Annotated in this window: 24 protein-coding genes; 16 read left to right on the forward strand and 8 right to left on the reverse strand. The window is 71.5% G+C overall.

Going from position 1 to position 24,648, the window contains the following annotated elements; translation table 11 throughout:
* Positions 1-56: 56 nt before the first annotated feature.
* Genes ADL34_RS01965 through ADL34_RS01980 form a run of 4 tightly spaced genes read left to right on the forward strand, consistent with a single transcriptional unit; the run spans position 57 to position 4,717 of the window.
* A complete protein-coding gene (locus tag ADL34_RS01965) occupies positions 57-1,370 on the forward strand; it encodes a DUF6716 putative glycosyltransferase (RefSeq protein ID WP_062663798.1) in 1,314 nt (437 codons plus the stop codon).
* A 47-nt stretch (positions 1,371-1,417) separates the two neighbouring features.
* A complete protein-coding gene (locus tag ADL34_RS01970) occupies positions 1,418-2,665 on the forward strand; it encodes an N-acylneuraminate cytidylyltransferase (RefSeq protein ID WP_062663796.1) in 1,248 nt (415 codons plus the stop codon).
* A gap of 11 nt (positions 2,666-2,676) precedes the next feature.
* A complete protein-coding gene (locus ADL34_RS01975; protein ID WP_062663794.1) occupies positions 2,677-3,615 on the forward strand; it encodes an N-acetylneuraminate synthase family protein in 939 nt (312 codons plus the stop codon).
* Between the two features lie 37 nt (positions 3,616-3,652).
* A complete protein-coding gene (locus tag ADL34_RS01980; RefSeq protein ID WP_062663792.1) occupies positions 3,653-4,717 on the forward strand; it encodes a hypothetical protein in 1,065 nt (354 codons plus the stop codon).
* Here ADL34_RS01980 and ADL34_RS01985 read toward each other — a convergent pair.
* On the reverse strand, positions 4,704-5,063 hold the full coding sequence (locus tag ADL34_RS01985; RefSeq protein ID WP_062663790.1) for a hypothetical protein: 360 nt from the start codon (positions 5,061-5,063) through the stop codon (positions 4,704-4,706). The genes ADL34_RS01980 and ADL34_RS01985 overlap by 14 nt on opposite strands.
* Before the next feature lie 296 nt (positions 5,064-5,359).
* On the opposite strand from ADL34_RS01985, the gene ADL34_RS01990 reads away from it, so the two are divergent.
* The 9 genes from ADL34_RS01990 to ADL34_RS02030 all read left to right on the forward strand — a co-directional run bounded on the left by ADL34_RS01990 (position 5,360) and on the right by ADL34_RS02030 (position 15,954).
* Entirely contained in the window at positions 5,360-6,580 is a 1,221-nt protein-coding gene (locus tag ADL34_RS01990; RefSeq protein ID WP_062663788.1) for a M20 family metallopeptidase, read from the forward strand.
* Positions 6,581-6,885: 305 nt separating this feature from the next.
* Positions 6,886-7,938, forward strand: a complete 1,053-nt coding sequence (locus ADL34_RS01995; RefSeq protein WP_062663786.1) for a BMP family lipoprotein — start codon at positions 6,886-6,888, stop codon at positions 7,936-7,938.
* A gap of 322 nt (positions 7,939-8,260) precedes the next feature.
* The gene (locus tag ADL34_RS02000) at positions 8,261-9,313 is read left to right on the forward strand and encodes a BMP family lipoprotein (protein ID WP_062663784.1); all 1,053 of its coding nucleotides are present in this window, start codon (positions 8,261-8,263) and stop codon (positions 9,311-9,313) included.
* Between the two features lie 211 nt (positions 9,314-9,524).
* Positions 9,525-11,102 carry an ABC transporter ATP-binding protein gene (locus tag ADL34_RS02005; RefSeq protein ID WP_062664376.1) on the forward strand — a complete coding sequence of 526 codons (1,578 nt, stop codon included), beginning with the start codon at positions 9,525-9,527 and terminating at the stop codon, positions 11,100-11,102.
* Entirely contained in the window at positions 11,102-12,226 is a 1,125-nt protein-coding gene (locus tag ADL34_RS02010; RefSeq protein ID WP_062663782.1) for an ABC transporter permease, read from the forward strand. Before ADL34_RS02005 ends, ADL34_RS02010 begins: the two co-directional genes overlap by 1 nt.
* A complete protein-coding gene (locus tag ADL34_RS02015) occupies positions 12,223-13,497 on the forward strand; it encodes an ABC transporter permease (protein WP_062663781.1) in 1,275 nt (424 codons plus the stop codon). The genes ADL34_RS02010 and ADL34_RS02015 overlap by 4 nt, the downstream gene beginning before the upstream one ends.
* Complete coding sequence (locus ADL34_RS02020; RefSeq protein WP_079033957.1) at positions 13,494-13,901, forward strand: cytidine deaminase; 408 nt, start codon at positions 13,494-13,496, stop codon at positions 13,899-13,901. The genes ADL34_RS02015 and ADL34_RS02020 overlap by 4 nt, the downstream gene beginning before the upstream one ends.
* Positions 13,902-13,981: 80 nt before the next feature.
* Positions 13,982-15,274 (forward strand): thymidine phosphorylase, encoded by a 1,293-nt coding sequence (locus tag ADL34_RS02025; protein ID WP_062663780.1) that lies wholly within the window; start codon positions 13,982-13,984, stop codon positions 15,272-15,274.
* A 95-nt stretch (positions 15,275-15,369) separates the two neighbouring features.
* A complete protein-coding gene (locus ADL34_RS02030; RefSeq protein ID WP_062663779.1) occupies positions 15,370-15,954 on the forward strand; it encodes a Uma2 family endonuclease in 585 nt (194 codons plus the stop codon).
* A gap of 3 nt (positions 15,955-15,957) precedes the next feature.
* Here ADL34_RS02030 and ADL34_RS02035 read toward each other — a convergent pair whose 3' ends face one another.
* The gene (locus tag ADL34_RS02035) at positions 15,958-16,878 is read right to left on the reverse strand and encodes an AEC family transporter (protein ID WP_062663777.1); all 921 of its coding nucleotides are present in this window, start codon (positions 16,876-16,878) and stop codon (positions 15,958-15,960) included.
* A 138-nt stretch (positions 16,879-17,016) separates the two neighbouring features.
* On the opposite strand from ADL34_RS02035, the gene ADL34_RS34475 reads away from it, so the two are divergent.
* Positions 17,017-17,403: an STAS domain-containing protein gene (locus tag ADL34_RS34475; RefSeq protein WP_159038883.1), complete on the forward strand. Its 387-nt coding sequence runs from the start codon at positions 17,017-17,019 to the stop codon at positions 17,401-17,403.
* On the opposite strand, the gene ADL34_RS02040 is transcribed toward ADL34_RS34475, so the two are convergent.
* From ADL34_RS02040 to ADL34_RS02050, 3 genes are all read right to left on the reverse strand, one after another.
* A complete protein-coding gene (locus ADL34_RS02040; protein WP_062663772.1) occupies positions 17,287-18,306 on the reverse strand; it encodes a sigma-70 family RNA polymerase sigma factor in 1,020 nt (339 codons plus the stop codon). The two genes, ADL34_RS34475 and ADL34_RS02040, sit on opposite strands and share 117 nt — an antisense overlap.
* Positions 18,307-18,490: 184 nt before the next feature.
* A complete protein-coding gene (locus tag ADL34_RS02045) occupies positions 18,491-18,877 on the reverse strand; it encodes a hypothetical protein (RefSeq protein WP_062663771.1) in 387 nt (128 codons plus the stop codon).
* 136 nt (positions 18,878-19,013) lie between these two features.
* Complete coding sequence (locus tag ADL34_RS02050) at positions 19,014-20,177, reverse strand: adenosine deaminase (protein ID WP_062663770.1); 1,164 nt, start codon at positions 20,175-20,177, stop codon at positions 19,014-19,016.
* 139 nt (positions 20,178-20,316) lie between these two features.
* Here ADL34_RS02050 and ADL34_RS02055 point away from each other — a divergent pair, with 139 nt between their 5' ends.
* On the forward strand, positions 20,317-21,078 hold the full coding sequence (locus ADL34_RS02055; RefSeq protein WP_062663769.1) for a dienelactone hydrolase: 762 nt from the start codon (positions 20,317-20,319) through the stop codon (positions 21,076-21,078).
* A gap of 61 nt (positions 21,079-21,139) precedes the next feature.
* Here ADL34_RS02055 and ADL34_RS02060 read toward each other — a convergent pair whose 3' ends face one another.
* Positions 21,140-22,099 carry a LysR family transcriptional regulator gene (locus ADL34_RS02060; RefSeq protein ID WP_062663764.1) on the reverse strand — a complete coding sequence of 320 codons (960 nt, stop codon included), beginning with the start codon at positions 22,097-22,099 and terminating at the stop codon, positions 21,140-21,142.
* A gap of 63 nt (positions 22,100-22,162) precedes the next feature.
* Between ADL34_RS02060 and ADL34_RS02065 the strand changes: the two genes are divergently transcribed.
* Positions 22,163-23,437, forward strand: a complete 1,275-nt coding sequence (locus tag ADL34_RS02065) for an MFS transporter (RefSeq protein ID WP_062663761.1) — start codon at positions 22,163-22,165, stop codon at positions 23,435-23,437.
* 54 nt (positions 23,438-23,491) lie between these two features.
* On the opposite strand, the gene ADL34_RS02070 is transcribed toward ADL34_RS02065, so the two are convergent.
* Both ADL34_RS02070 and ADL34_RS02075 read right to left on the reverse strand, forming a co-directional pair.
* Positions 23,492-23,698 carry a PspC domain-containing protein gene (locus tag ADL34_RS02070; protein WP_062663759.1) on the reverse strand — a complete coding sequence of 69 codons (207 nt, stop codon included), beginning with the start codon at positions 23,696-23,698 and terminating at the stop codon, positions 23,492-23,494.
* A gap of 109 nt (positions 23,699-23,807) precedes the next feature.
* Complete coding sequence (locus tag ADL34_RS02075) at positions 23,808-24,359, reverse strand: VanZ family protein (RefSeq protein ID WP_062663757.1); 552 nt, start codon at positions 24,357-24,359, stop codon at positions 23,808-23,810.
* Positions 24,360-24,648 lie beyond the last annotated feature (289 nt).

Consider the following 24,648-nt stretch of genomic DNA (forward strand, 5'->3'; position numbering starts at 1 on the left):
CGTTTGTTGTGTTCGGGTTGGGCGGGAGCTCCGAAAGGGTTCCTAGCGTCCTCGACGTGCCAGCAAGTACGACGAAGACCCGGCGAACGGCCGTGCTCGCGGATTCCGACACCCGGTGGAAATGGGGAGCGCTCACCGCGCACCGCATCGCCCCCGAGGACGCGGACGTCCGCCTGGACGGCTACCTCCTGCGCGGCCGGGCCACGCCCACGGCCCGCCAGCTCCAGGAGACCGGCGCCCCCGCCGACTCCCTGCAAGAGGTGACCGCGGCCGAGTTCCTGCGCGTCATGGCGCGGGAGCCGTACGACGTGGTCGTCCTCGCCCTGGTCGGCGGCGGCGTGCAGGCCATGCTGCACGGGCTGCGCGCGGTGTGGGCGGACCGTCCCGAGCGCCCCGTCGTCGTCACCGGCTACGTCGGCGTCGTGTACGAGAAGCTCGCCGACGGCCTGCTGCTGCGGCACGGCGCGGACCTCGTCCTCGCCAACTCGCGGCAGGACGCCGAGCGTTTCCGCGCGGTGTACGAGGGGGTCGGCGCCGACGCCTCGGCGGTGACCGAGGTGGCGCTGCCCTTCCTCGGCGGAGAGCCGCACACCGGCGGACGCGAGCCCCGCACCGTGGTGTTCGCGGCCCAGCCCTCCGTGCCGGACAACCGCCGGGACCGCGCCTACCTGCTGAACCGCCTCATCGGGCACGCCCGCGCACACCCCGAGCGCGAGGTGCTGCTCAAACTGCGCTCCAGACCCGGCGAACAGACCACCCACATCGAGGAACTGCCGTACCAGAAACTGGCCCGGGGCCAGGACCTGCCGCCCAACCTCCGCCTGGTGTACGGGCACATGGGGGAGGTGCTGGACCGCACCGACCTCCTCGTCACGGTCAGCTCCACCGCCGCCCTGGAGGCCCTGCACCGCCGTGTCCCCACGGCCGTCCTCACCGACCTCGGGGTGCGCGAGGCCCTCGGCAACCACCACTTCGTCGGCTCCGGCTGCCTCGCCTCCTGGGACCAGCTCGACGCCGGGTACCGGCCCGAGCCGGACGAGGAGTGGGTGGCCCGGCAGGGAGTGGCCGCCGGCGGAACCTACGCCACGGCGTTCGACCCCGCCCGCGCACGCGTCGCCCGCCTGCTGGACCGGCCGGGCGGCCTGCCGCCGCTCGCGCCCTGGTACACGCCGGAGACCGCGCCCGGCTACCTGCCCGGCGTCCTCGCCCGCCACCACCTCGGCCCCGACGGCGTACCGCTGCCCGGAGCGCCCGCCGCCGACAAGGCGCCCGGCGCCGTCCGGCAGATCGTGCGCCGGGCCGCGCGCGGCGCCTACCGCCACGGCGTCCAGCGCGTCGCCCCCGCGATCCGGCGGATGGGCGAGCTGTGACCCCCCACCGACGGCCCCACCGACGTTCCCACCCCCAAGGAGACCCCATGTCCGACCCCGCAGCGGGCCCCGGCGCCTCGACCCGCCGGGTGCTCGCGGTGATCCCCGCACGCGGCGGCTCGAAGGGCGTGCCCGCGAAGAACCTCGCCCCGGTGGGCGGCGTCCCCCTGGTGGTCCGCGCGGTGCGCGAGTGCCGGGCGAGCCGGCTGGTGACCGACGTCGTCGTCTCCACCGACGACCAGGCCATCGCCGCCGCAGCCCGGGACGCCGGAGCCGAGGTCGTGCTGCGGCCCGCCGCCATCGCCGGGGACACCGCCACCTCCGAGGCGGCCGTGCTGCACGCCCTCGACACCCACGAGGCGCTGCACGGCGCCATCGTCGACGTGGTCCTGCTCGTGCAGTGCACCAGCCCGTTCCTCGTCCGCGACGACATCGGGAAGGCGGCCGCCGCGGTAGCCGAGAACGGCGCCGACACCGCCGTCACCGTGGCGCCCTTCCACGGCTTCGTCTGGCGCGAGACCAGCGAGACCGGTGACTCCGGCGATTCCGTCGAGAGCGGCCACGGCGTCAACCACGACAAGTCCGTCCGCCCGCGCCGCCAGGACCGCCCCCAGGACTTCCTGGAGACCGGCGCCGCCTACGCCATGGACGCGGCCGGCTTCCGCAAGCACGGTCACCGCTTCTTCGGCCGCACCGAACTGGTCCGCACCGACCCCGCCCGCGTGCTGGAGATCGACGATCCGCACGACCTCGCCCGCGCCCGCGCGCTGGCCCCCCTCCTCGACGCGGACCTCCCCGGCCGGCTGCCGGCCGCCGGCGACATCGACGCGGTCGTCCTGGACTTCGACGGCACCCAGACCGACGACCGGGTGCTGATCGACGCCGACGGAAAGGAGTTCGTCTCCGTGCACCGCGGGGACGGACTCGGCATCGCCGCCCTGCGCAGGAGCGGCCTGAAGATGCTGATCCTCTCCACGGAGCAGAACCCGGTCGTCGCCGCCCGCGCCCGCAAGCTGCGGATCCCCGTGCTGCACGGCATCGACCGCAAGGACCTCGCCCTCAAGCAGTGGTGCGAGGAACAGGGCATCGCGCCCGAGCGCGTGCTCTACGTCGGCAACGACGTCAACGACCTCCCGTGCTTCGCCCTCGTGGGCTGGCCCGTGGCGGTCGCGAGCGCCCACGACGTCGTCCGCGGCGCCGCCCGCGCGGTCACCACCCTCCCCGGTGGCGACGGCGCCGTCCGGGAGATCGCCGGCTGGATCCTCGGCCCCTCCCTCGACTCCCTCCCCGAGTAAGGAAACCTCTGATGAGCACCAACTCCCGTCTCCGCACCTTCGGTTCGCGCGAGGTCGGCCCCGGCCGCCCCGTCTACATCTGCGGCGAGATCGGCATCAACCACAACGGCGAGCTGGAGAACGCCTTCAAGCTCATCGACGTGGCCGCCGAAGCAGGCTGCGACGCCGTCAAGTTCCAGAAGCGCACCCCCGAGATCTGCACCCCGCGCGACCAGTGGGACATCGAACGCGACACCCCCTGGGGCCGGATGACCTACATCGACTACCGGCACCGCGTCGAGTTCGGCGAGGACGAGTACCGCCAGATCGACGAGTACTGCAAGGAGAAGGGGATCGACTGGTTCGCCTCCCCGTGGGACACCGAGGCCGTCGCCTTCCTGGAGAAGTTCGACCTGCCCGCCCACAAGGTCGCCTCCGCCTCCCTGACCGACGACGAACTGCTGCGCGAGCTGCGCGCCACGGGCCGCACGGTCATCCTCTCCACCGGCATGTCCACCCCGCGCCAGATCCGGCACGCCGTCGAGGTCCTCGGCTCCGACAACATCCTGATGTGCCACGCCACCTCGACCTACCCGGCCAAGGCCGAGGAGCTGAACCTCCGTGTGATCAACACGCTGGAGAAGGAGTACCCGAACGTCCCGATCGGCTACTCCGGCCACGAGACCGGCCTGCAGACCACGCTGGCCGCCGTCGCCCTCGGCGCCGCCTTCGTCGAGCGGCACATCACCCTCGACCGCGCCATGTGGGGCTCCGACCAGGCCGCCTCCGTCGAGCCGCAGGGCCTCACCCGCCTCGTCCGGGACATCCGCACCATCGAGGCGTCCCTCGGCGACGGCGTGAAGAAGGTCTACGACTCCGAGCTCGGCCCGATGAAGAAGCTCCGCCGGGTCTCCGGCGTGGTCGCCGAGGCGGAGATCGCCGCCGCGGCCGGCGAGCCGGTCACGGTCTGAGCCCGCACACCACGAGGCAGGGGACGGTCCTACGCCGATGAGCCGCCGCGCCGGGAACGCCGGCCACTCCACCCTCGCGTTCGTCGAGAGCCCGGTGCAGCTCCTCAACGTGCTGGAGTGGGCCCATGCCCGCGCGTCCGGCGCGGGGCTCACCCTGGTCGTGCTGTCCCCGACCGACCCCATGACGCGTGGCCAGCTCCGCCGCATGGCCGAGCTGGCCCGCGAGGAGGGGCACACGGTCCGCTGGGAGGAGGCGCGCGGCGGAGCCACGGCCCCCTTCCGCACCATCGGCGGTCTCGCGGCGCTGCTGCGCGGCGCCGAGCGGATCGTCCTGGGCGACCCGTTCTCCCGGTACGTGCAGCTCCTGCTGACGATCACCGGCGCCCACGACCTCGTCGTCGTCGACGACGGCACCGCGACCATGGAGTTCGTGGCGCAGCTCGCCCATGGGGAACGCCTGGTGCGCTGGCACCGCAAGGGCGGCCGCCCCGGCCCCCGCGACCTGCTGTTCGCGCCGGTGTCGACGGTCGCCCGCAGACGCCTCACGCCCGGCGGCCGGCGATCCGTCGAGGTCTTCTCGTCCATGCCGGTGGAGGAGACACCGCCCGGTGTGACGGTCACCGCGAACGCCTTCGCCTGGACCCGTGACCGCTTCGGCCCGCCCCGCATCACCAAGGGCGCCGACCTGGTCGGCACGTCCCTCGTCGAGACCGGGGTCGTGGACGGCGACCGGTACCTGGACGCCGTCCGGGCCCTGGCCGCGGCGCACGGTGCCACCCGCTACTTCGCCCACCGGCGCGAGAGCGCGGAGAAACTGCACCGGCTCGCGGTCGGGACGGGCCTGGAGGTCGTCCGCCCCGACCTTCCCCTGGAGCTGATCGCCCGCCGCGGCCCCATCGGCCGTACGGTCCTGAGCTTCCCGTCGACCGTCGTGCACACCCTGCCGCTCGCCCTGGCCGGCACCGGCGTCCGGGTCGCGGTGTGCGACATCGACCCGGCGTGGCTGACGGCACACGCGTCACCCCGCGCCCAGGGCTTCCTGTCGGGCGTCACCGGCACCGCACGCGACGTGCACCGGCTCCCGGCGGTCAGCGCGGTGTGAGCCCGGCGGGCCTCTCGGCCAGGAGGAAGGCGCGTGGGCGCCTCTCCTCACCGACGGGTTCCCGCAGCGTCCGCGCCGTCACCCGCAGGCCGGCCTCCGCCAACGCAGCGGCGACCGCCTCGGGGGTCCGCCAGTGACAGGTGAGATCGACATCCCGGCCGAAGCGCTCGGACAGACGCATCCGGCCCGCGGAGTCCCCCGACGCGCGGGCCAGCTCGGCGAACGCGCCGATCAGCGCCCGGTCCAGCGGATGACCGTCGGCCGGCCGGTTGGGGAAGCGCTCTGCGTAGGCGGCGGCGATGGTGTCGTACGAGGCCCGCGTGGCCTCAGGGAAGTCGGCTGGCACCCGGTGACTCCAGGGGGTGTCAGGGACTTGACCCTGGGCACCCGGTCCCGACAGGTGAACACGACCGACGGTTCTGTCGCAGGCGTGGTATCCGTGGAGTATGGGGCAACCCGCGTCGTGGTCACCCTCCGTCGACCTGGCAGGTCGGCTCGGTGAGAAGCGTGCGAGTTTACCCACCTGAATCACTCCCTACGCGTCGGACGACCAGATTTTCTTCCCCGAACGGGTTGAACTTTTGTTGATCGAGGGTCACTCGGCCGTCTCGGCGTCCTACCCTTCAGAGGGTGAACCAACAGATGTCCGCAGAGTCCGAGGCCGACCAAACCGGAGAATCAGCCCTGCCCGGCACCTTGCCGGAGGAGCTGCGCGCCGAGCTCATCGAGTTCCGGCGCGACCTCCACATGCACCCTGAGCTCGGCAACCAAGAGTTCCGAACGACCGCCGCGATCAAGGCCCGCCTGGAGAAGGCCGGCCTGAAGCCCCGCGTCCTCGCGAGCGGCACCGGCCTCGTCTGCGACATCGGCGCATGGGACGGCGGACGCCCCATGCTCGCGCTGCGCGGCGACATCGACGCGCTCCCCATCCCGGACACGAAGAGTGAGTGCTCCTACCGCTCCACCGTGCCCGACCGCGCCCACGCCTGCGGGCACGACGTGCACACCACCGTGGTGCTCGGTGCCGGCCTCGTCCTGGCCGAGCTGGAGCGGCGCGGACAGCTGCCCCGGCCGGTGCGCCTGCTCTTCCAGCCCGCCGAGGAGGTCCTCCCCGGCGGCGCCGTCGAGGCCATCGCGAACGGCGTGCTCGACGGCGTGGGCCGGTTCCTCGCCCTGCACTGCGACCCCAAGGTGCAAGCGGGCCGGATCGGGCTGCGCGAGGGCGCCATCACCTCCGCCTGCGACCGCCTCGAGATCGCCCTGGACGGCCCCGGCGGCCACACCGCCCGCCCCCATCTGACGACCGACCTCGTGACCGCCGTCGCCCGCGTCGTCACCGACGTGCCCGCGATCGTCGCCCGGCGCGCCGACGCCCGCAGCGGACTGTCGGTGACCTGGGGCCGCGTCGAGTCCGGCCACGCGCCCAACGTCATCCCGCAGCACGCCGAGGTGGCCGGAACCGTGCGCTGCCTGGACCTCGACACCTGGCGGCAGGCGCCCGACCTGGTCGTCGCCGCGATCGACGAGGTCGCCAACCTGCACCGCGCCAAGTCGGAGATCAACTACGTGCGGGGCGTCCCGCCCGTCGTCAACGACGCCGACTCCACCGAGCTGCTGCGCGAGGCGATGACCGCCCGGCGCGGCGCCGACTCCGTGGAGTCCACCGAGCAGAGCCTCGGCGGCGAGGACTTCTCCTGGTACCTGGAGCACGTCCCCGGCGCCATGGCCCGCCTCGGCGTCCGCCACCCGGGCGACCGGATCGGGCGTGACCTGCACCAGGGCGACTTCGACGTCGACGAGTCGGCCATCGCGGTCGGCGTGGAGCTGTTCACGGCGGCGGCCCTGATCGACGCCGGGCGCTGACGGCGCGTCCCGCGGGCACGGCTCCGGACGCTCCGCCACCCGTCTCGCCCCCTCCGCTTGCGACAGCCGGGGGGCGGGGAGAGTCTGGGCCATGGCGGGCGGTCCGGAGCGCTGCCGCGCGGAAGGCACCATGGGTGCGGTCGCCCCATGTGTGCCTTTCGATCCGGTGGTTCACAAGGACGTAACCGGCCATCGGCACGAATGGATAACGGCACGGCGAAACCCCGTTCCCAGGAGTGTCTACGCGCGTTAATGTGCGCCGAACCCAGCACCCACTGCGGGGCTTGGAGAATGGGGACTTCACGATGCGTCGGACATCCAAACTGACCAGTGTCGCGGTGGGGGTCGCGTCGATCGCGCTCGCTGCCACGGCGTGCGGTGGCACCAGCAGCGACAGCGGCAGCGGCGGTGACAGCAGCAGCGACTCCAAGGGTCTCGCCATCGCCTACGACATCGGCGGCAAGGGCGACCAGTCCTTCAACGACGCCGCGTTCGCGGGCCTGGAGCGGGCGAAGAAGGAGTTCGGTTACAAGACCGCCGACATCGAGCCCACCGAGGGCGAGACGGATGCCGACAAGGAGCAGCGCCTCGCGTCGCTGGCCAAGCAGGGCTACAACCCGGTGATCGGCGTCGGCTTCGCCTACGGTCCCGCGATGGAGGCCGTGGCCAAGAAGTACCCGAAGACCACCTTCGGCATCGTCGACTCCGTGGTCGAGGGCAAGAACGTCGCCTCCCTCGTCTTCGCCGAGCAGGAGGCCTCCTACCTGGCCGGCGTCGCCGCGGCCAAGGCCACCAAGACGAACACGGTCGGCTTCGTCGGCGGTGTCGACGTTCCGCTGATCCACAAGTTCGAGGCCGGTTACAAGCAGGGCGTCCAGGACACCAACCCCAAGGTGAAGGTCCTGTCGCAGTACCTGACGCAGACCGCCGAGGAGGGTGGCTTCTCCAGCCCCGACAAGGGCAAGGCCGCCGCCGAGGGCCAGATCGAGAAGGGCTCGGACGTCGAGTACGCCGCCGCCGGCCTCTCCGGCCAGGGCGTGATCGAGGCCGCCTCGAAGGCCAAGGTCTGGGCGATCGGTGTCGACTCCGACCAGTTCAAGCAGGCGGCTCTCGCCAACTACAAGAACTCCATCCTGACGTCCGCCCTGAAGGACGTCGGCGGCGCCGTGTTCACGCTGGCCAAGTCCGTCCACGACGGCAAGCCGCTGACCGGCACGCAGACCTTCGACCTCAAGGTCAACGGCGTGGGCCTCTCCGACTCCAACCCGGAGTTCGCGAAGATCCCGGGTCTGACCGAGGCCGTCGACAAGGCCAAGGAAGGCATCATCGACGGCTCCATCAAGGTCAACACGGAGTAACAGCGGCCGTACGGCCGTTCGTCGTACGACTGTTCAGCGGGCGGGCATCCGACGGGTGCCCGCCCGCTCGTCGTTCCCGGCCACGGCCCTCTCATCCGTCCTCCGGGTGACGCGCCGGTCACCCACGGCCACCCTCCGGCCCCCGCGAACGGCCTCCGGCCCGCCCCGCGCGTGCCGTTGGCCACGGGCCTATAACAAGGTGGACAGAAGGGGTTTCCTGGCAGGTCTACGCGCGTTACTCTGCGGCGAAAGCCAGCGCCGTTGCTGCAAGCTGTCCCACGGCTGTACCCCCCCGGCGCTAGTACGACAGGAGTCTCACGACATGCGCCGGATTTCCCGGATCACGGTCGCAGGCGCAGCGACCGCCTCTCTGGCCCTCGCTCTCTCCGCCTGCGGCGGCACCTCCACCAAGGCCTCCTCGGAGGACTCGAAGGGCGGGGACAAGGGTCTCGCCATCGCGTACGACGTCGGCGGCAAGGGCGACCAGTCCTTCAACGACGCCGCGTTCGCGGGCCTGGAGCAGGCGAAGAAGGAGTTCGGCTACACGACCGCCGACGTCGAGCCCACCGACGGCGAGACGGACGCCGACAAGGAGCAGCGCCTCGCGTCGCTGGCCAAGCAGGGCTACAACCCGGTGATCGGCGTCGGCTACGCGTACGCCGCCGCCGTCAAGGGCGCCGCCGAGAAGTTCCCGGACACCACCTTCGGCATCGTCGACGACTCCACCGTCGAGGCGAAGAACGTCGCGGACCTCGTCTTCTCCGAGGAGCAGGCGTCGTACCTGGCCGGTGTCGCCGCCGCCAAGTCCACCAAGACGAACACGGTCGGCTTCGTGGGCGGCGTGGACATCCCGCTGATCCACAAGTTCCAGGCCGGCTTCGAGCAGGGCGTCAAGGACACCAACCCCAAGGCCAAGGTCCTCACCCAGTACCTCACGCAGACCGCGGAGGAGGGTGGCTTCTCCAGCCCCGACAAGGGCAAGTCGGCCGCCGAGGGCCAGATCGAGAAGAAGGCGGACGTCGTCTACGCCGCCGCCGGTCTGTCGGGTCAGGGTGTCATCGAGGCCGCCGCCGCCAACAAGGTGTGGGCCATCGGTGTCGACTCCGACCAGTACAGCCAGGAAGCGCTCGCCAAGTACAAGGACTCGATCCTGACCTCGGCGATGAAGGACGTCGCCAAGGCGGTGTACAACCTGGCGAAGTCGGTCGAGGACGGCAAGCCCGAGACCGGTATCGTTCGTGGCGATCTGAAGTCGGGTGAGGTGAGCCTGTCGAACTCCAACCCGAAGTTCGCGGACAATGCCGAGCTTCAGGCAGCCCTCAAGACGGCCAAGGAGAAGATCGTCAGCGGCGAGATCAAGGTCAAGACCAGCTGAGTGAAGCCAGACCCTGAGCAGCGGTAACCCCAGGGGTTTCGTCCGCTCGACGGGGTACGGGGAGGCTCGCTCCCCGTACCCCGTTGTCGCGGTACGCCGGCCCCTTTTCAGGCCATAGGGGCGCTACGCGCGTAGACGACCCCCGTCCCCAGGAGTGTGCGCCATCAAAGCGTCCAGCAGCCCTCCGGCCGGCGCGGCGGTCAACGGTCAGGTGACCGCCGTCGAGCTCGCCGGGATCACCAAGCGTTTCCCGGGCGTCGTGGCCAACCACGACATCCACCTCACCGTCCGCAAGGGCACCGTCCACGCCCTCGTCGGCGAGAACGGCGCCGGCAAGTCGACGCTGATGAAGATCCTCTACGGCATGCAGAAGCCGGACGAGGGCACCATCGCGGTCGACGGCGAGCAGGTCACCTTCTCCTCCCCGGCCGACGCCATCGTGCGCGGCATCGGCATGGTGCACCAGCACTTCATGCTCGCGGACAACCTCACCGTCCTCGAGAACGTGGTGCTGGGCAGCGAGAAGCTGTACGGCATCGGCGCCAAGGCGCGCCGCAAGATCAAGGAGCTCTCCGAGCGCTACGGCCTCGGCGTGGAGCCCGACCGCCTCGTCGAGGAGCTCGGCGTCGCCGCCCGCCAGCGCGTGGAGATCCTCAAGGTCCTCTACCGCGGCGCCCGCACCCTGATCCTCGACGAGCCGACCGCGGTCCTCGTGCCGCAGGAGGTCGACGCCCTCTTCGAGAACCTGCGCGAGCTGAAGTCCGAAGGCCTGTCGGTCATCTTCATCTCCCACAAGCTGGGCGAGGTGCTCTCCGTCGCCGACGAGATCACCGTCATCCGCCGCGGCACCACCGTCGGCACGGCCGTCCCCGCCGAGACCACGCCGAAGCAGCTCGCCGAGATGATGGTGGGCAGCGAGCTGCCCACCCCTGAGACCGCCGAGTCCACGGTCACCGACCGCCCGGTCATCACCGTCGACAAGCTCCGCCTGGAGACGGCCGGCGGCAAGGCCCTCCTGGACGACATCTCCTTCACCATCCACGAGGGCGAGATCCTGGGCATCGCCGGCGTCGAGGGCAACGGCCAGACCGAACTGGTCGACGCCCTCATCGGCCTCAAGCACGCGGACACCGGCACGATCACCCTCGCCGACGAGGAGATCACCGGCTGGACCACCCGCAAGCGCCGCGAGCAGGGCATCGGCTACATCCCCGAGGACCGGCACCGGCACGGTCTGCTCCTGGAGGCCCCCCTCTGGGAGAACCGCATCCTCGGCCACGTCACCGAGGAGCCCCTCGCCAAGGGTGTCTGGCTGAACCCGAAGGCCGCCCAGCAGGACACGCGTCGCATCGTCGAGGCGTACGACGTCCGCACCCCCGGCATCGACGTCACCGCCGCCTCGCTGTCCGGCGGCAACCAGCAGAAGCTGATCGTCGGCCGCGAGATGAGCCACAAGCCGCGCTTCCTCATCGCCGCGCACCCCACCCGCGGTGTGGACGTCGGCGCGCAGGCCGCGATCTGGGACCACATCCGCGAGGCCCGCCGCGAGGGCCTGGCCGTGCTGCTGATCTCCGCCGACCTGGACGAGCTGATCGGCCTGTCCGACACCCTCCGCGTGATCTACAACGGCAAGCTGGTCGCGGACGCCGACCCGGCCACCATCACCCCGGAGCAGCTGGGCTCGGCGATGACGGGTGCCGCCACCGGGCACCTCGAACACGACGACACGACCCCCGGGACTCCGAACCTGAGCAAGTCTCCCGAGTCCGGCGAAGACGAGGCACGCTGATGAAGAAGTTCGACAAGGAGCGCGTGCTCCTCGCGGTGGCCGGACCGGTCATCGCGCTCGCCGTGGCCTTCGTGCTCAGCGCGATCGTCCTGGTCGCCTCGGGCAAGAGCCCGGTCGAGCCGTACACCCTGATGTTCGAGCAGCTCGGCTTCTCCGACATCCAGGTGCTGATCATCAACCAGGCGTCGCTGTACTACATCGCGGCGCTCGCGGTCGCCATCGGCTTCCGGATGAACCTGTTCAACATCGGCGTCGACGGCCAGTACCAGCTCGCCGCCATGATGGCCGCCGTCGTCGGCGCCCACGCCAGCCTGCCGGCCGGCCTCCAGGTGCCGCTGCTCCTCCTCACGGCCGTCCTCACCGGCGCCTTCTGGTCCGGCATCGCCGGTGTCCTGAAGGTCACCCGGGGCGTCAGCGAGGTCGTCGCGACGATCATGCTCAACGCGATCGCTACCTCCGTGATCGCCTACCTGTGGCTGCCGGACGTCTTCGGCGTCAAGGTCGGCAACAACAACACCACCGGCGAGATGCACGAGTCCGGCTGGATCAGCGGCATCCCCGTCGGCGACGCCGGCGAGATCTACGGCCTGGTCTTCCTCGCCGTGCTGCTCGGCATCGGCTACTGGGTCGCCCTCAACCGCACCCGCTTCGGCTTCGACCTGCGCGCCTCCGGCGCCTCGGAGACGGCCGCCGCGGCCAGCGGCGTCGACCCCAAGCGCATGGTGCTCACCGCCATGCTGCTCTCCGGCGGCATCGCGGGCCTCGCCGGCCTGCCGATCCTGCTCGGCGACACCCACACGTACAGCCTGAACTTCCCCACCGGCATCGGCTTCCTCGGCATCGGCATCGCGCTGCTCGGCCGCAACAGCCCCGTCGGCATCGCGTTCGCCGCCCTGCTGTGGGCCTGGCTCGACAAGGCGTCCCCCGAGCTGGACTTCCACGGCTACGACAAGGAGATCGCGGTCATCATGCAGGGCCTGATCGTTCTCTCGGTCGTCGTCTCCTACGAGGCCGTCCGTGAGTGGGGCCTGCGCCGCCAGCAGCGCCGGGTCGGCGCCGAACTGGCAGCCGGTCACGTCCTCGGCGCCGACAACAACACCACGAAGGAGGTGGCTGGCCGATGACTGCCCCGACCTCAGCGGTTGATGTCAACCAGCCCTCGCTGCAGCCCGCGGCGCCGACCGGCCGCCGTCTGTCCTGGCAGGTGCTGCTGCTGGTCATCGCCGGAGCCCTGGCACTGACCTCGATCGTCCGCATCATCACCGGCGCCGACGGCATCACCAACGTCAGCCAGATGTCCACCGCGCTCCAGCTCGCCGTGCCGATCGGACTGGCCGGTCTCGGCGGTCTGTGGGCCGAGCGGGCCGGCGTCGTCAACATCGGTCTCGAGGGCATGATGATCCTCGGCACCTGGTTCGGCGCCTGGGCCGGCTTCCAGTGGGGCCCCTGGACCGGTGTCGTCGTCGGCATCGGCGGCGGCTGCATCGGCGGCATCCTGCACGCCATCGCCACCGTCACCTTCCGGGTCAACCACATCGTCTCCGGTGTGGCGCTCAACATCCTCGCCCTCGGCATCACCCGCTACCTCGCGCCCCTCGCCTTCGAGGGCCACGCGGGCGGCTCCGCCAAGCAGTCCCCGGCGGTCGAGACCCTCGGTCACTTCACCGTGCCGGGCCTGTCCGACGGCCTGCGGGACCTGAACGACAACGGCTGGTTCTTCATCTCGGACATCGCCGGTCTGCTCGGCGGCCTGGTCACCAACGTCTCCTGGCTGACCCTGATCGCCGTCGCGCTGATCCCCGGCACCTGGTGGATCCTGTGGCGGACCGCCTTCGGTCTGCGGCTGCGCTCCTGTGGTGAGAACCCGGTCGCCGCCGAGTCCCTCGGCGTCAACGTCTACAAGTACAAGTACATCGCCGTGATCATCTCCGGTGGTCTGGCCGGCCTCGGTGGCGTCTTCCTCTCCATCGTCGCCAACCCCTTCTACCTGGAGGGCCAGGTCAGCGGCCGCGGTTACATCGGCCTCGCCGCCATGATCTTCGGCAACTGGATGCCGGGCGGCCTCGCCCTCGGCGCCGGCCTGTTCGGCTACACCGACAGCCTCAACCTGCGCGGCGGCTCCACCAACGTGCACGCCCTGCTGCTGCTCGGCGCCCTGCTGCTGATCATCGGCGCCGTCTACCTGGTGGTCCGCAAGAAGTACGCCCCGTCGATGATCACCGCCGTGGTCGGCGCGCTGGTGTACACCTGGTACGCCACCACCAACGAGGTGCCCAACCAGGTCGTCTCCGCCACGCCGTACGTCGTCACGCTCGTCGTCCTCACGCTGTCCGCGCAGCGCCTGCGGATGCCGAAGGCGGACGGCCTTCCGTACCGGAAGGGACAGGGCAAGTGAGCCCGGCCGCCGCGCCCGACGTCGACTGGGACAGGCTGCGGGCCGCCGCGCGGGACGCCATGTCCCGCGCCTACGCCCCCTACTCCGGCTACCCGGTCGGCGCCGCGGCCCTCGTCGACGACGGCCGCACGGTCACCGGCTGCAACGTCGAGAACGCCTCCTACGGGCTCGGCCTGTGCGCGGAGTGCGGACTCGTCTCGCAGCTGCAGAACACAGGGGGCGGCCGGCTCACGCACTTCGCGTGCTCCGACGGCGAGGGCCGCACCCTGGTGCCCTGCGGCCGCTGCCGCCAGCTGCTCTACGAGTTCGGCGGCCCCGACCTGCTGCTCGACACCCCGGCCGGCATCCTGCCGCTGTCGGAGATGCTGCCCCAGGCGTTCGGACCGGACCACCTCAGCAAGTAACCCTCGTGCGGCCCCTCTGCGTCGCTCACGCGACCGTCCAGAGGGGCCGTGTGTCTTCTGGAACCTTCGGAAGGAAAGCCATGGCTGTTTTGTCGACGGATGCCATCTCCGTCATCCGCACCAAGCGGGACCGCGGCGAGCTCAGCGACGAACAGATCGACTGGGTCATCGACGCGTACACCCGCGGGGAGGTCGCCGACGAGCAGATGTCCGCACTCGCCATGGCGATCCTGCTCAACGGCATGAACCGCCGTGAGATCGCCCGCTGGACCGCCGCGATGATCGCCTCCGGCGAGCGCATGGACTTCTCGTCCCTGAGCCGCCCGACCGCCGACAAGCACTCCACCGGCGGCGTCGGCGACAAGATCACCCTGCCGCTCGCGCCCCTGGTCGCCGCCTGCGGCGCGGCCGTCCCGCAGCTGTCCGGCCGCGGCCTCGGCCACACCGGCGGCACCCTGGACAAGCTGGAGTCCATCCCCGGCTGGCGCGCGCTGCTGTCCAACGAGGAGATGCTGGACGTCCTCGACACGACCGGCGCGGTGATCTGCGCGGCGGGCGACGGCCTGGCACCCGCCGACAAGAAGCTGTACGCCCTGCGGGACGTCACCGGCACCGTCGAGGCCATCCCGCTGATCGCCTCCTCGATCATGTCGAAGAAGATCGCCGAGGGCACCGGCTCGCTCGTCCTGGACGTCAAGGTCGGCTCCGGCGCCTTCATGAAGACCATCGAGGACGCCCGCGAACTCGCCTCGACGATGGTCGGCCTCGGCACCGACCACGGCGTGAAGACCGTCGCCCTGCTCACCGACATGTCGACCCCGCTCGGCCTCACCGCGGGCAACGCCCTGGAGGTCCGCGAGTCCGTCGAGGTCCTGGCCGGCGGCGGCCCCGCCGACGTGGTCGAGCTGACCGTCGCCCTGGCCCGCGAGATGCTGGCGGCGGCCGGCCTGGAGGACGCCGACCCGGCGAAGGCCCTGGCCGACGGCTCGGCGATGGACGTCTGGCGGCGCATGATCGCGGCCCAGGGCGGCGACCCGGACGCCGAACTGCCCGTCGCGCGCGAGCAGCACGTCGTCACGGCCCCGTCCTCCGGTGTCCTCACCCGCCTCGACGCCTACGACGTCGGCGTCGCCGCCTGGCGCCTGGGCGCCGGACGCGCCCGCAAGGAGGACCCGGTGCAGGCGGGCGCCGGCGTCGAGATGCACGCCAAGCCCGGCGACACGGTGACCGCGGGGCAGCCCCTGCTGACCCTGCACACCGACACCCCGGAGCGCTTCGAGTACGCCCTCCAGTCGCTGACGGACGCCTACGACATCGCCCCGTCGGGCACGCCGTTCACCGCCGCGCCGGTCGTGCGGGAACGTATCGCCTGACCTGCGGTTTCTCCTTTCAGGTGAACGGGACCGGTGGACCCCCACCGGTCCCGTTCGGCATGCTGGGATCGGTGACGCACCGATAGGAGACCGCCATGAGCGCACTCACCGTGAGCCAGGACCCCGACCAGAACTGGGACGACCTCGTCCGGTTCTGGGAGGAGATGGAATGGCCCGAGGGCAGCAAGGTGGAGATCATCGAGGGGATCATCACCGTGTCACCTGCTCCCGCGTCCCGCCACAACGTGATCGCGGCCCGTATTCAACGCCGCCTCTACTCCGCGATCCCCGAGGACTGGGAGATCTTCCAGACACTGGCGATCGCCGTGCCGTCCCGTCTGGGCATGCTCATCCCGGACCTGCTCGTGGCGCCCGTGGAGGAGTGCGCGGAGGCGGAGTCCCACATCCCGGCGGCCCTGGCCGAACTCGTCGTCGAGGTGACCTCCAAGTCCAACGCCCAGCACGACCGCGTCAGCAAGCCCGCCGCCTACGCCACCGCCGGGATCCCGCTGTACCTGCTGGTCGACCGCTGGGCCCCCGGCGGCCCCACCGCCACGCTCTTCGGCGAGCCCAAGGGCGATGTCTACCGGGTTCTGAGCGCCGTGAAGTTCGGCGATCCCATCAAGCTGCCGGATCCGTTCGGCCTGACGATCGACACCGGTGAGTTCCCCGTCGACTGACGCTCAGCCCAGCAGCGCCGCCACCGCCACCAGCACCGGCACCGAGAGCACCGTCGAGAGCAGGATCGCGTCGCGGGCCAGGCGTTCTGCCACGCCGTAGGTCGACGCGTAGGTGAACAGGTTCTGTGCGGCGGGCAGGGCCGAGGTCACGACCACGTCGAGCAGGGGAGCGCCCCGCAGACCGAAGACACCGGCCGCCAGCGCCCAGGCCGCGGCGGGCTGGCCGAGGGACTTCAGGGCCACCGCGAGGAACACCGGGTGCCGGTCCGGGCCCCGGCCCGGCATCGCGCTGCCGCACAGGGAGATGCCGAAGGCCAGCAGGACCGCCGGGACCGACATGCCGCCGATCAGGGTCAGCGGGTCCAGCACCGGCGCCGGCACCCGCACCCCGGCCGCCGACACCGCCACACCCGCCAGGGAGCCGAGCGCGATCGGGTTGCGCAGCGGCGCCAGCAGGCGGTGCCACAGCGGGCCCTTCGTACCGCCCCCGGACAGGTCGAGGATCGTCAGCGCGACCGGCGTGACCCCGACCAGCTGGAACAGCAGCACCGGAGCCACCAGCGACGCGTCGCCGAGGACGTACACGGCGATGGGTATGCCCAGGTTCCCCGAGTTGACGTAGCTGGAGCACAGGGCGCCGATCGTGGTGCGGCCCACGCCCCAGCGGCGTACGGCGCCGAACGCCACGAAGACCCCGGCCGCCGCGGCCGTGCTCAGCGCGGTGACCAGGAGACGGTCGGAGAAGATCACCGAGAGGTCGGTCCCCGCGAGGGTGGTGAAGAGGAGCGCGGGCGACGCCACGTGGAACGCCAGCTTCGTCAGCACGTCCCGGCCGTGCTCCCCGAGGTATCCGCGCCGGCCGATCACATAGCCGACGGCGATGACCACCGCGATCACCGCGAACCCCGTCAACACCCCCTGCACGGAGCCTCCTTCGCGGGTATCGGGCCGCGCGGTCTTCGAGGAGGAACCGGTGCTTGGGGCATACACCCAACCCTCGGGTGCGGGAGGCGCCCGGGTCAATGTGATCCCGGTCGGCGGACACGCCGGCACGCGCCCGCGATGAGTTGGCGGCCCGGCCCCGGTCTACCGCTCGTGGACGCCATGACACCCGCGGTACTCGTGCTGGCCGGCCCCGTCACGCGGGGTGAGGTGACAGGGCTGTGCGCGGTCGTCCGGGCGCGGCTGGAGGGCGGCCGGTCCAGGGTGGTCGTGTGCGACGTCGGCGGGCTCGGCCCGCCGGGCCTGGGGACCGTCGATCTGCTGGCCCGGCTCCAGCTCACCGCCCGCCGCGCCGGAGGCCGGATACGGCTGCGGGACCCGGACCCCGCCCTACACGCCCTTCTCGACCTCGTCGGCCTCCGCTTCGAGGTGGAGGGGCAGCCCGAAGAGCGGGAACCAGCGCTTCGTGTCGAGGAAGCAGTGGAACCCGGTGATCCGCCCCCCTGAGATCTCCAGGACCTGGACCGCCCACGGCGTGAATCCGCCCGCCTCCGGGTCCGGCTTGTACTGGGCGAACCCCGGCAGCCCGTTGACCTGGACGGGGAGCAGCCGGGAGCCCGCGCACGGGGCGCCCAGCGTCGTCATGAAACCGGTGATGTCCCCGGCGCCGGTCAGCCACAGGTCGAACGGCGGCATCGTCATGATGGCGTCCTCGTGCAGCAGTGCGGTCAGCGCCGTCATGTCGTACCCCTCGAAGGCGGCGACATAGCGGTCCAGGAGCTTCTGCTGCTCGTCGTCCAGCGGATCGGCGACCGCCGCCTCGGCGCCCGGCTGCTGCTGCTCGTCGAGGGTGGCCCGGGCCCGCTGGAGCGCGCTGTTGACCGACGCGACCGAGGTGCCGAGCAGCTCGGCGACCTCGCTCGCCCTCCACGCCAGCACCTCGCGCAGGATCAGCACCGCCCGCTGCTTCGGCGGCAGCTGCTGGAGCGCGGCCATGAAGGCGAGCCGCACCGACTCCTTCGCGACGGCCGCCTCCGCCGGGTCGTCCGTCGTGGGCAGCACGCGGCTGTCCGGCACAGGCTCCAGCCAGGTGTGGTCCGGGCGCGGCGACAGGGCGGCCTGCGCGAGCGGCGTCGACTCGGTGAGATCCATGGGCCTGGCCCGCTTGTTGCCCGCGGTCAGCATGTCCAGGCAGACGTTCGTCGCGATGCGGTACAGCCACGAGCGCAGGCTGGAGCGGCCCTCGAACTTGTCGTAGCTGCGCCAGGCACGCACCATCGTGTCCTGCACCGCGTCCTCGGCCTCGAAGGACGAACCGAGCATGCGGTAGCAGTACCCGGTCAGCTCGACGCGGTGCTTCTCCAACCTGACGTCGAGGTCCGTCGTCGTGGTCGCCGTACCGTCGCTCATCGTCCACCCACCCCCTGTGGCCGTCCCGCGGGACGCCTCGTCGCGCCCCACCACTTCGGAAGCTACCGCAGCCCACTGACAATGGCCCCCGGAGTCGGAGAACCCGCAGGTGGGCGGGGCATGACAGCGGGGCGCACCCCCATGTCACGAGTGCGCCCCGATGGTGTGCGGCCGTACGCCGGGCTCAGCCCAGCGGGACGCCGTTCACGGGCAGGCCCTGGGTCGGGAGGCCCTGCGCCGGCAGGCTCTCCAGCGGCAGCCCGCCGAGGAGCCCGGTGGCCGCGCCGGTCGGGGCGGCGGCCAGCGCCGGGGCGCCCGCCAGCGTCCCCTCGGCGGCCGGCTGCGCGGCGGCCAGTCCGGCGGCCACCGCCTCCTGCCCGCCGGCCAGACCCTGGGCGGCGTTCGGGGTGGCCTGCGTCAGGCTCTCCGCCGGGAGCGTCCGGGTCACGGTGTCCAGCGCCGCGCCGGCGTCGGGGACGGCGGGCGCGGCGTTCGCGGCACCGGCGCCCGTGGCGGCGAAGGCGGCACCGAGCGCGGCGACACCGAGGGACTTGGCGACAGACTGCTTCATGGAAAACCTCGGAATTCGAGAACGGGGATGTGAGCGGTTCTTCGACCGTAAACACCCCCGCCGCCCGGCCGCAAACATCGAATTGCGGACGGATTGTGAATGGCGTCCGCAGTCCCTGTGCGCCCAGGACCGCTGGTCAGTCGCTCTCGCCCGGAGAACCGCTGGTAGAGCCCGTCTGTCGGAAAAGCCACTCGGACTTGAGTTCGGCATATCCGGGCTTGATCACGTCATTGATCATCGCCAGCCGTTCATCGAAAGGAATGAACGATGATTTCATCGCATTGACGGAGAACCACTGCATGTCGTCGAGCGTGTAACCGAACGCCTCGACAAGATGCTCGAATTCCTGGCTCATGCTGGTGTGGGACATCAGGCGGTTGTCGGTGTTCACCGTCGCGCGGAAGTGCAGTCGGCGCAGCAGTCCGATCGGATGCGCCTCGTACGAGTCGGCCGCGCCCGTCTGCAGATTGGAGCTCGGGCACAGCTCCAGCGGGATGCGCTTGTCCCGCACGTACGACGCGAGCCGTCCGAGCTCCACCGAGCCGTCGTCCCGCACCCGGATGTCGTCGATGATGCGCACCCCGTGCCCCAGCCGGTCGGCGCCGCACCACTGCAGGGCCTGCCAGATGGACGGCAGCCCGAACGCCTCGCCGGCGTGGATCGTGAAGTGGTTGTTCTCCCGCTTCAGGTACTCGAAGGCGTCGAGATGCCGGGTCGGCGGGTGGCCCGCCTCGGCGCCCGCGATGTCGAAACCGACGACGCCCAGGTCCCGGTAGGAGTTGGCGAGCTCGGCGATCTCCAGCGAGCGGGCCGCGTGCCGCATCGCGGTGAGCAGCGCGCCCACCCGGATGCGGTGACCGTTCTCCCGGGCGATCCGCTCGCCCTCCCGGAAACCCTCGTTGACGGCCTCGACGACCTCCTCCAGGGTGAGCCCGCCCTCCAGGTGCTGCTCCGGGGCGTAGCGCACCTCGGCGTAGACGACCCCGTCCTCCGCGAGGTCCTCCGCGCACTCGCGGGCGACCCGCACCAGGGCGTCGCGGGTCTGCATCACCGCCACGGTGTGCGAGAACGTCTCCAGATAGCGTTCCAGCGAGCCGGAGTCGGCGGCCTCCTGGAACCAGAGCCCGAGCTTGCCGGGATCGGTCTCGGGAAGACCGGAATAGCCCGACTCGTGGGCGAGCTCGACGATCGTGCCGGGGCGGAGCCCGCCGTCGAGGTGGTCGTGCAGCAGAACCTTCGGGGCCCGGCGGATCTGGTCCGAGCTCGGGGTGTGCGCCTTCGGGGCAGTCTGGCTCGTCATTTCCGCACTCTAACGCCTACGCGCGTAGAGAGCGCGTCTCCGCGCACACGTCCGGATCGCCGCTTTACACATCCGTCGATACGTAACGGTGACCGCACGGACGGGTCGCGGACGCGCCCACTTCTGCCACTGTTCTGTCATGGCACAGCAAGCGACGCCGGTGCGCAGGGTCCGGCTGGGCAGGGCGATGGGGCCGGAGCCGACAGCGGTGAGCGGCGTGGTGCTGCTGCTCCCGCCAGGTGACGCGAGCTCATATCGCAGACCCGCACCGCTGTTGGCCACCTCCCTGACCCGCGCCCTCGGGCGCCGGCTCCACCGGGCCGGGCGCGGAGAAGGGCTCGCCGTGCACGTCGTCCACTACCGCTACCGCGGCTGGAACGGCGACGAGGCCGCCCTCCTCGGCGACGCCCTGTGGGCCGCCGACGAGGCCGTACGGCTCTACGGCGACGTGCCCGTGTGCCTCGCCGGCCTCGACATGGGCGGACGGGCGGCGCTGCGCGCGGGCGGCCACGAGGCCGTCAACTCCGTGCTCGCCATCGCCCCTTGGCTGCCCGAGGAGGACGCCGCGGACCCGCCCGAACCGGTGAAGCAGCTCGCCGGGCGGCGCGTGCTGATCGTGCACGGCACGAACGACGAGCGCACCGACCCCGAACTGTCCTTCCGGCTGGCGGCGCGGGCGAAGAAGGCCAACCGGGAGGTGTGCCGGTTCGAAGTGCACTCCGACCGGCACCGGTTGCATCAGCACCGGGACGAAGTGCTCGCCCTCGCCGAGGACTTCGTCATGGGCTGCCTGTTCGGGGCGGTGTTCTCGCGGCCGGTCGCCGACGCGTTCGCCGCACCGCCGCCGCTCGGGCTGCGGATGCCGCTGGCCTCCGGGTTCGGGAAGTCGTTGCGACGGTAGGTGTGTTGGGTTCCGGTCCGGGGCCTGGTGTGGGTTCGGGTCCGGGGCGGTTCCTGGTTTCTCAAGGCAGCAGCGTTCCCCTGCGGGAGAGCAGGAACTTCTTGAACGCCGCCACCGGAGGCGTGTCCGGGCGGTCCGCCAGCCACGCGACGCCGATCTCGCGGGCCGCCCGGGGAGCCGTCACGGTCAGCTCTCTGACTCCCGGCCGGGGCACGGCCGGCGGCGGCAGCAGCGCCACCCCCAGACCCGCCGCCACCAGACCCCGCAGCGTCTCCGCCTCCTCGCCCTCGAAGGCGATCCGCGGCCGGAACCCCGCCTCCCGGCACAGGTCGTCGGTGATCCGGCGCAGCCCGTAGCCCGGCTCCAGCGTCACGAAGTTCTCCTCCGCCGCCTCCGCCAGCCGGATGCGCCGACGGGCGGCGAGACGGTGCTCGGCCGGGACGACCAGCCGCAGTTTCTGCTCGTCCAGGCGGCGCGCCACCAGGTCCGGGGCGTCCGGGACCGGCGACGTCAGGCACAGGTCCAGCTCACCGGCCCGCAGGCCCTCCAGCATCGCCTCCCCGTAGTTCTGCACCAGGCTGAAGCGGACCCGCGGATGATCGGCGCGGAACGCCTGCAGCAGGCCCGGGACCGTCTCCGCGCCCATGGTGTGCAGAAAGCCGAAGGCGACCTTGCCGGTCGCCGGGTCGGCGTCGGCGCGGACCTCCTCGGCGGCGCGCTCCACCTCGGCGAGGGCGCGCTCGACGGAGGCGAGGAACGTACGGCCCGCGGGGGTCAGCGAGACCGTGCGGCCGTGCCGGGCGAACAGGTCCACACCCAGATCCTGCTCCAGGCGGACCATGGCCCGCGACAGCGTCGACTGCGGCACCCCCATCTCGTGCGCGGCCCGGGTGACGTGCTCCGTACGGGCCACACCGGCGAAGTACGCGAGGCGGGGAGCGAGCAGCCGTGTCATGTCGGCCATGTCTTCTGTGTCACTGGACGGTGACAGCCGACGTCGTGAACTGTGCTGATGCGCCATGGGAACGATTATGGCGAATCCATGCATTGGACGGATCAGTGGTGGTGTTCGTAGCGTCGAAGCATGCCTTCCGCCAGTACCGAGGCGTCCACGTCCGTGGTCGCCGCCGCACCCGCAGCCCCTGTCGACGACTCCCGTATGGCCCCGGGCGGTCCCGGATACCGCCGGATGAGCCTTGCTCTCTTTCTCGCCGGGGTCGCGACCTTCGCCCTCCTCTACTCCACGCAGGCCCTCCTGCCGCTGATCTCCGGTGAGTTCGGCGTGCCCGCGAGCGCGGCCAGCTGGACGGTGGCGGCAGCGACCGGCGGACTGGCCCTGTTCGTGCTCCCCATGAGCGCCCTGTCCGAGCGGTACGGCCGCCGTACCGTCATGACGGCCTCCCTGGCCGTCGCGGTCGCCGTCGGCCTCGCGGTGCCCTTCGCACCGAACCTGACCACGCTCGTCGTCCTGCGGGCGATCCAGGGCGCCGCGCTGGCGGGCCTGCCGGCCTCGGCGACCGCGTACCTCGCCGAGGAGGTGCGGCCCAGGGCGCTCGTCACGGCGATCGGGCTGTTCGTCGCGGGCAACAGCGTGGGCGGCATGAGCGGCCGTGTCATCACCGGCTGGGTGGCCCAGGAGTGGGGCTGGCGGGTGGCGGTCGGCGTCATCGGCGCCGTCGCGGTGGCCTGCGCGGTCGCCTTCCGGCTGCTGCTTCCGGCGCCGCGGCACTTCACGCCCGGGTCGCTGCGGCCGCGGGTGCTGGCGCGGACCGTGCGGGACCATCTGTCGAACCCGCTGCTGCGCCGGCTGTACGCGATCGGCGCGCTGTTCATGACCGTGTTCGGCGGTGTCTACACCGTGATCGGGTACCGGCTCGCCGAAGCGCCGTTCTCGTTGCCGCAGGGCATCGTCGGTTCGATCTTTCTCGTGTATCTCGTCGGCACGGTGTCCGCTTCCACGGCGGGACGGCTGGTGGACCGGCTCGGGCGGCGCGGTGCCCTGTACGCGGCCGGTGCCACGACGGCGTCGGGGCTGCTGCTGTCCCTGGCGGGGTCCCTGCCGCTGGTGCTGCTGGGGCTCGTGCTGATCACCGCCGGGTTCTTCGCGGGGCACGCGGTGGCGTCGTCGGCGGTCAGCAAGACGGCGTCGGTCGGGCGTGCGCAGGCCGCGGCGTTGTATCAGTCGGCCTACTACATCGGCTCCAGTGCGGGGAGCACGGTCGGGGCCATCGCGTTCCATGCCGGGGGCTGGGGCGGGACCGTCGGGGTCGGGCTGGTGGCCGTTCTCGGTGTCGTGACGATCACCGTGCTGGGGACTCGGGCGGCTCGGGCCCGGACGGCCGCTGTGGTGGCCGCCTGAGCTGTGATGAAAAGAAAAGCCCCCGGCCGGTAGTCGGTCGGGGGTTTCCCTGTGTCACCACGCCGTGCGAGTCCTGTCCGACTTCTCCGACGGCAGTAGCAGCCAGAGCGCTATGTAGAGCAGGAACTGCGGCCCCGGCAGCAGGCAGGAGAGCAGGAAGATCACGCGCATCGTCGTGGCGGAGGTGCCGAAGCGGCGCGCCAGCGCGGCGCACACTCCGCCGATCATGCGGCCGTGGGTGGGTCGGGCGAGCGCGGTCATGGTGCGGCTCCTTCGTGAGCGTCGGTCGGCGGCGCCTCGTCGGGCCCTCCGAGTGGTGTCTCCTCCACTGACCTCAACGCTACGAGGACAAACGGGATGAAGCGTCGTGCTACGGGGCCATCCCGACCCTGGGGATCGTCGGGGTCCGACCCTGAGACGGCTCCTCCTGGGGTACCGGCGTGCGGTGCTCCTCGGGGGTGCCGCGGCGGAAGCGGGCCCGGGCCGCGGGGACCACGGCGGTGTGGGCGATCGCCGCACCGAGTGTGTTGAGCAGGAGGGAGTCGACGTCGACGATCTGGCCGGGGACGCCGGTCTGGAGCAGTTCGATGCCCAGGGAGATGAGCGCCACGGCGGCCGTCGTACGGGCCAGGGAGCCGAGCGGGGACGACGTCGTCCTGCCGTGGGCCATCGGCAGCAGGACCCCGAGCGGGGCGAGCAGGGCGAGGCCCTCGACGATGCAGCGGGTGGCCTCGCGCCAGCCGAGGGCGAGGTCGGCGCGGAGGCCGGCGAACGGCTGGAGGTTGGCGGGCATCACCCAGGGGACGTCCAGGGGGCGCAGCGTGAGCCAGGCGACGAACGCAAGGTGGGCGACCAGGAGGATGCCTCCTGTCGCGCGGACGCGGATCACGGCGGTGTCGCCGATGGAGCCTTGACGCTGCACGACCCCCAAGACGCGTCTTTCGGTGGGATCGGTTCCGGGGGGATGCCTGCGGCGCCTCGGCTTCTTCGGTGGGGGTGCGCGCAGCGCCTGCGGTTGGGAGGAGGGCGGGGCCGGGGTGGGGGGTGTCCGTCCTCGGTCCGGCGGCTCTGTGGGAACGGATGTGCTGTTCCCTTGACGCCGGACGCTGCGGGGGGGGGTGCCCCTATGTCTCTGGTCAAGGTAGATGGGTGCTGGTTCGGCGTCTGGGACGATGTGCCTGTGCATGCTGATGACGAGGTTGGCGAGGGTG

It is taken from the genome of Streptomyces sp. NRRL WC-3605, assembly GCF_001509795.1.
In the GTDB taxonomy this organism is placed as follows: domain Bacteria; phylum Actinomycetota; class Actinomycetes; order Streptomycetales; family Streptomycetaceae; genus Streptomyces; species Streptomyces viridochromogenes.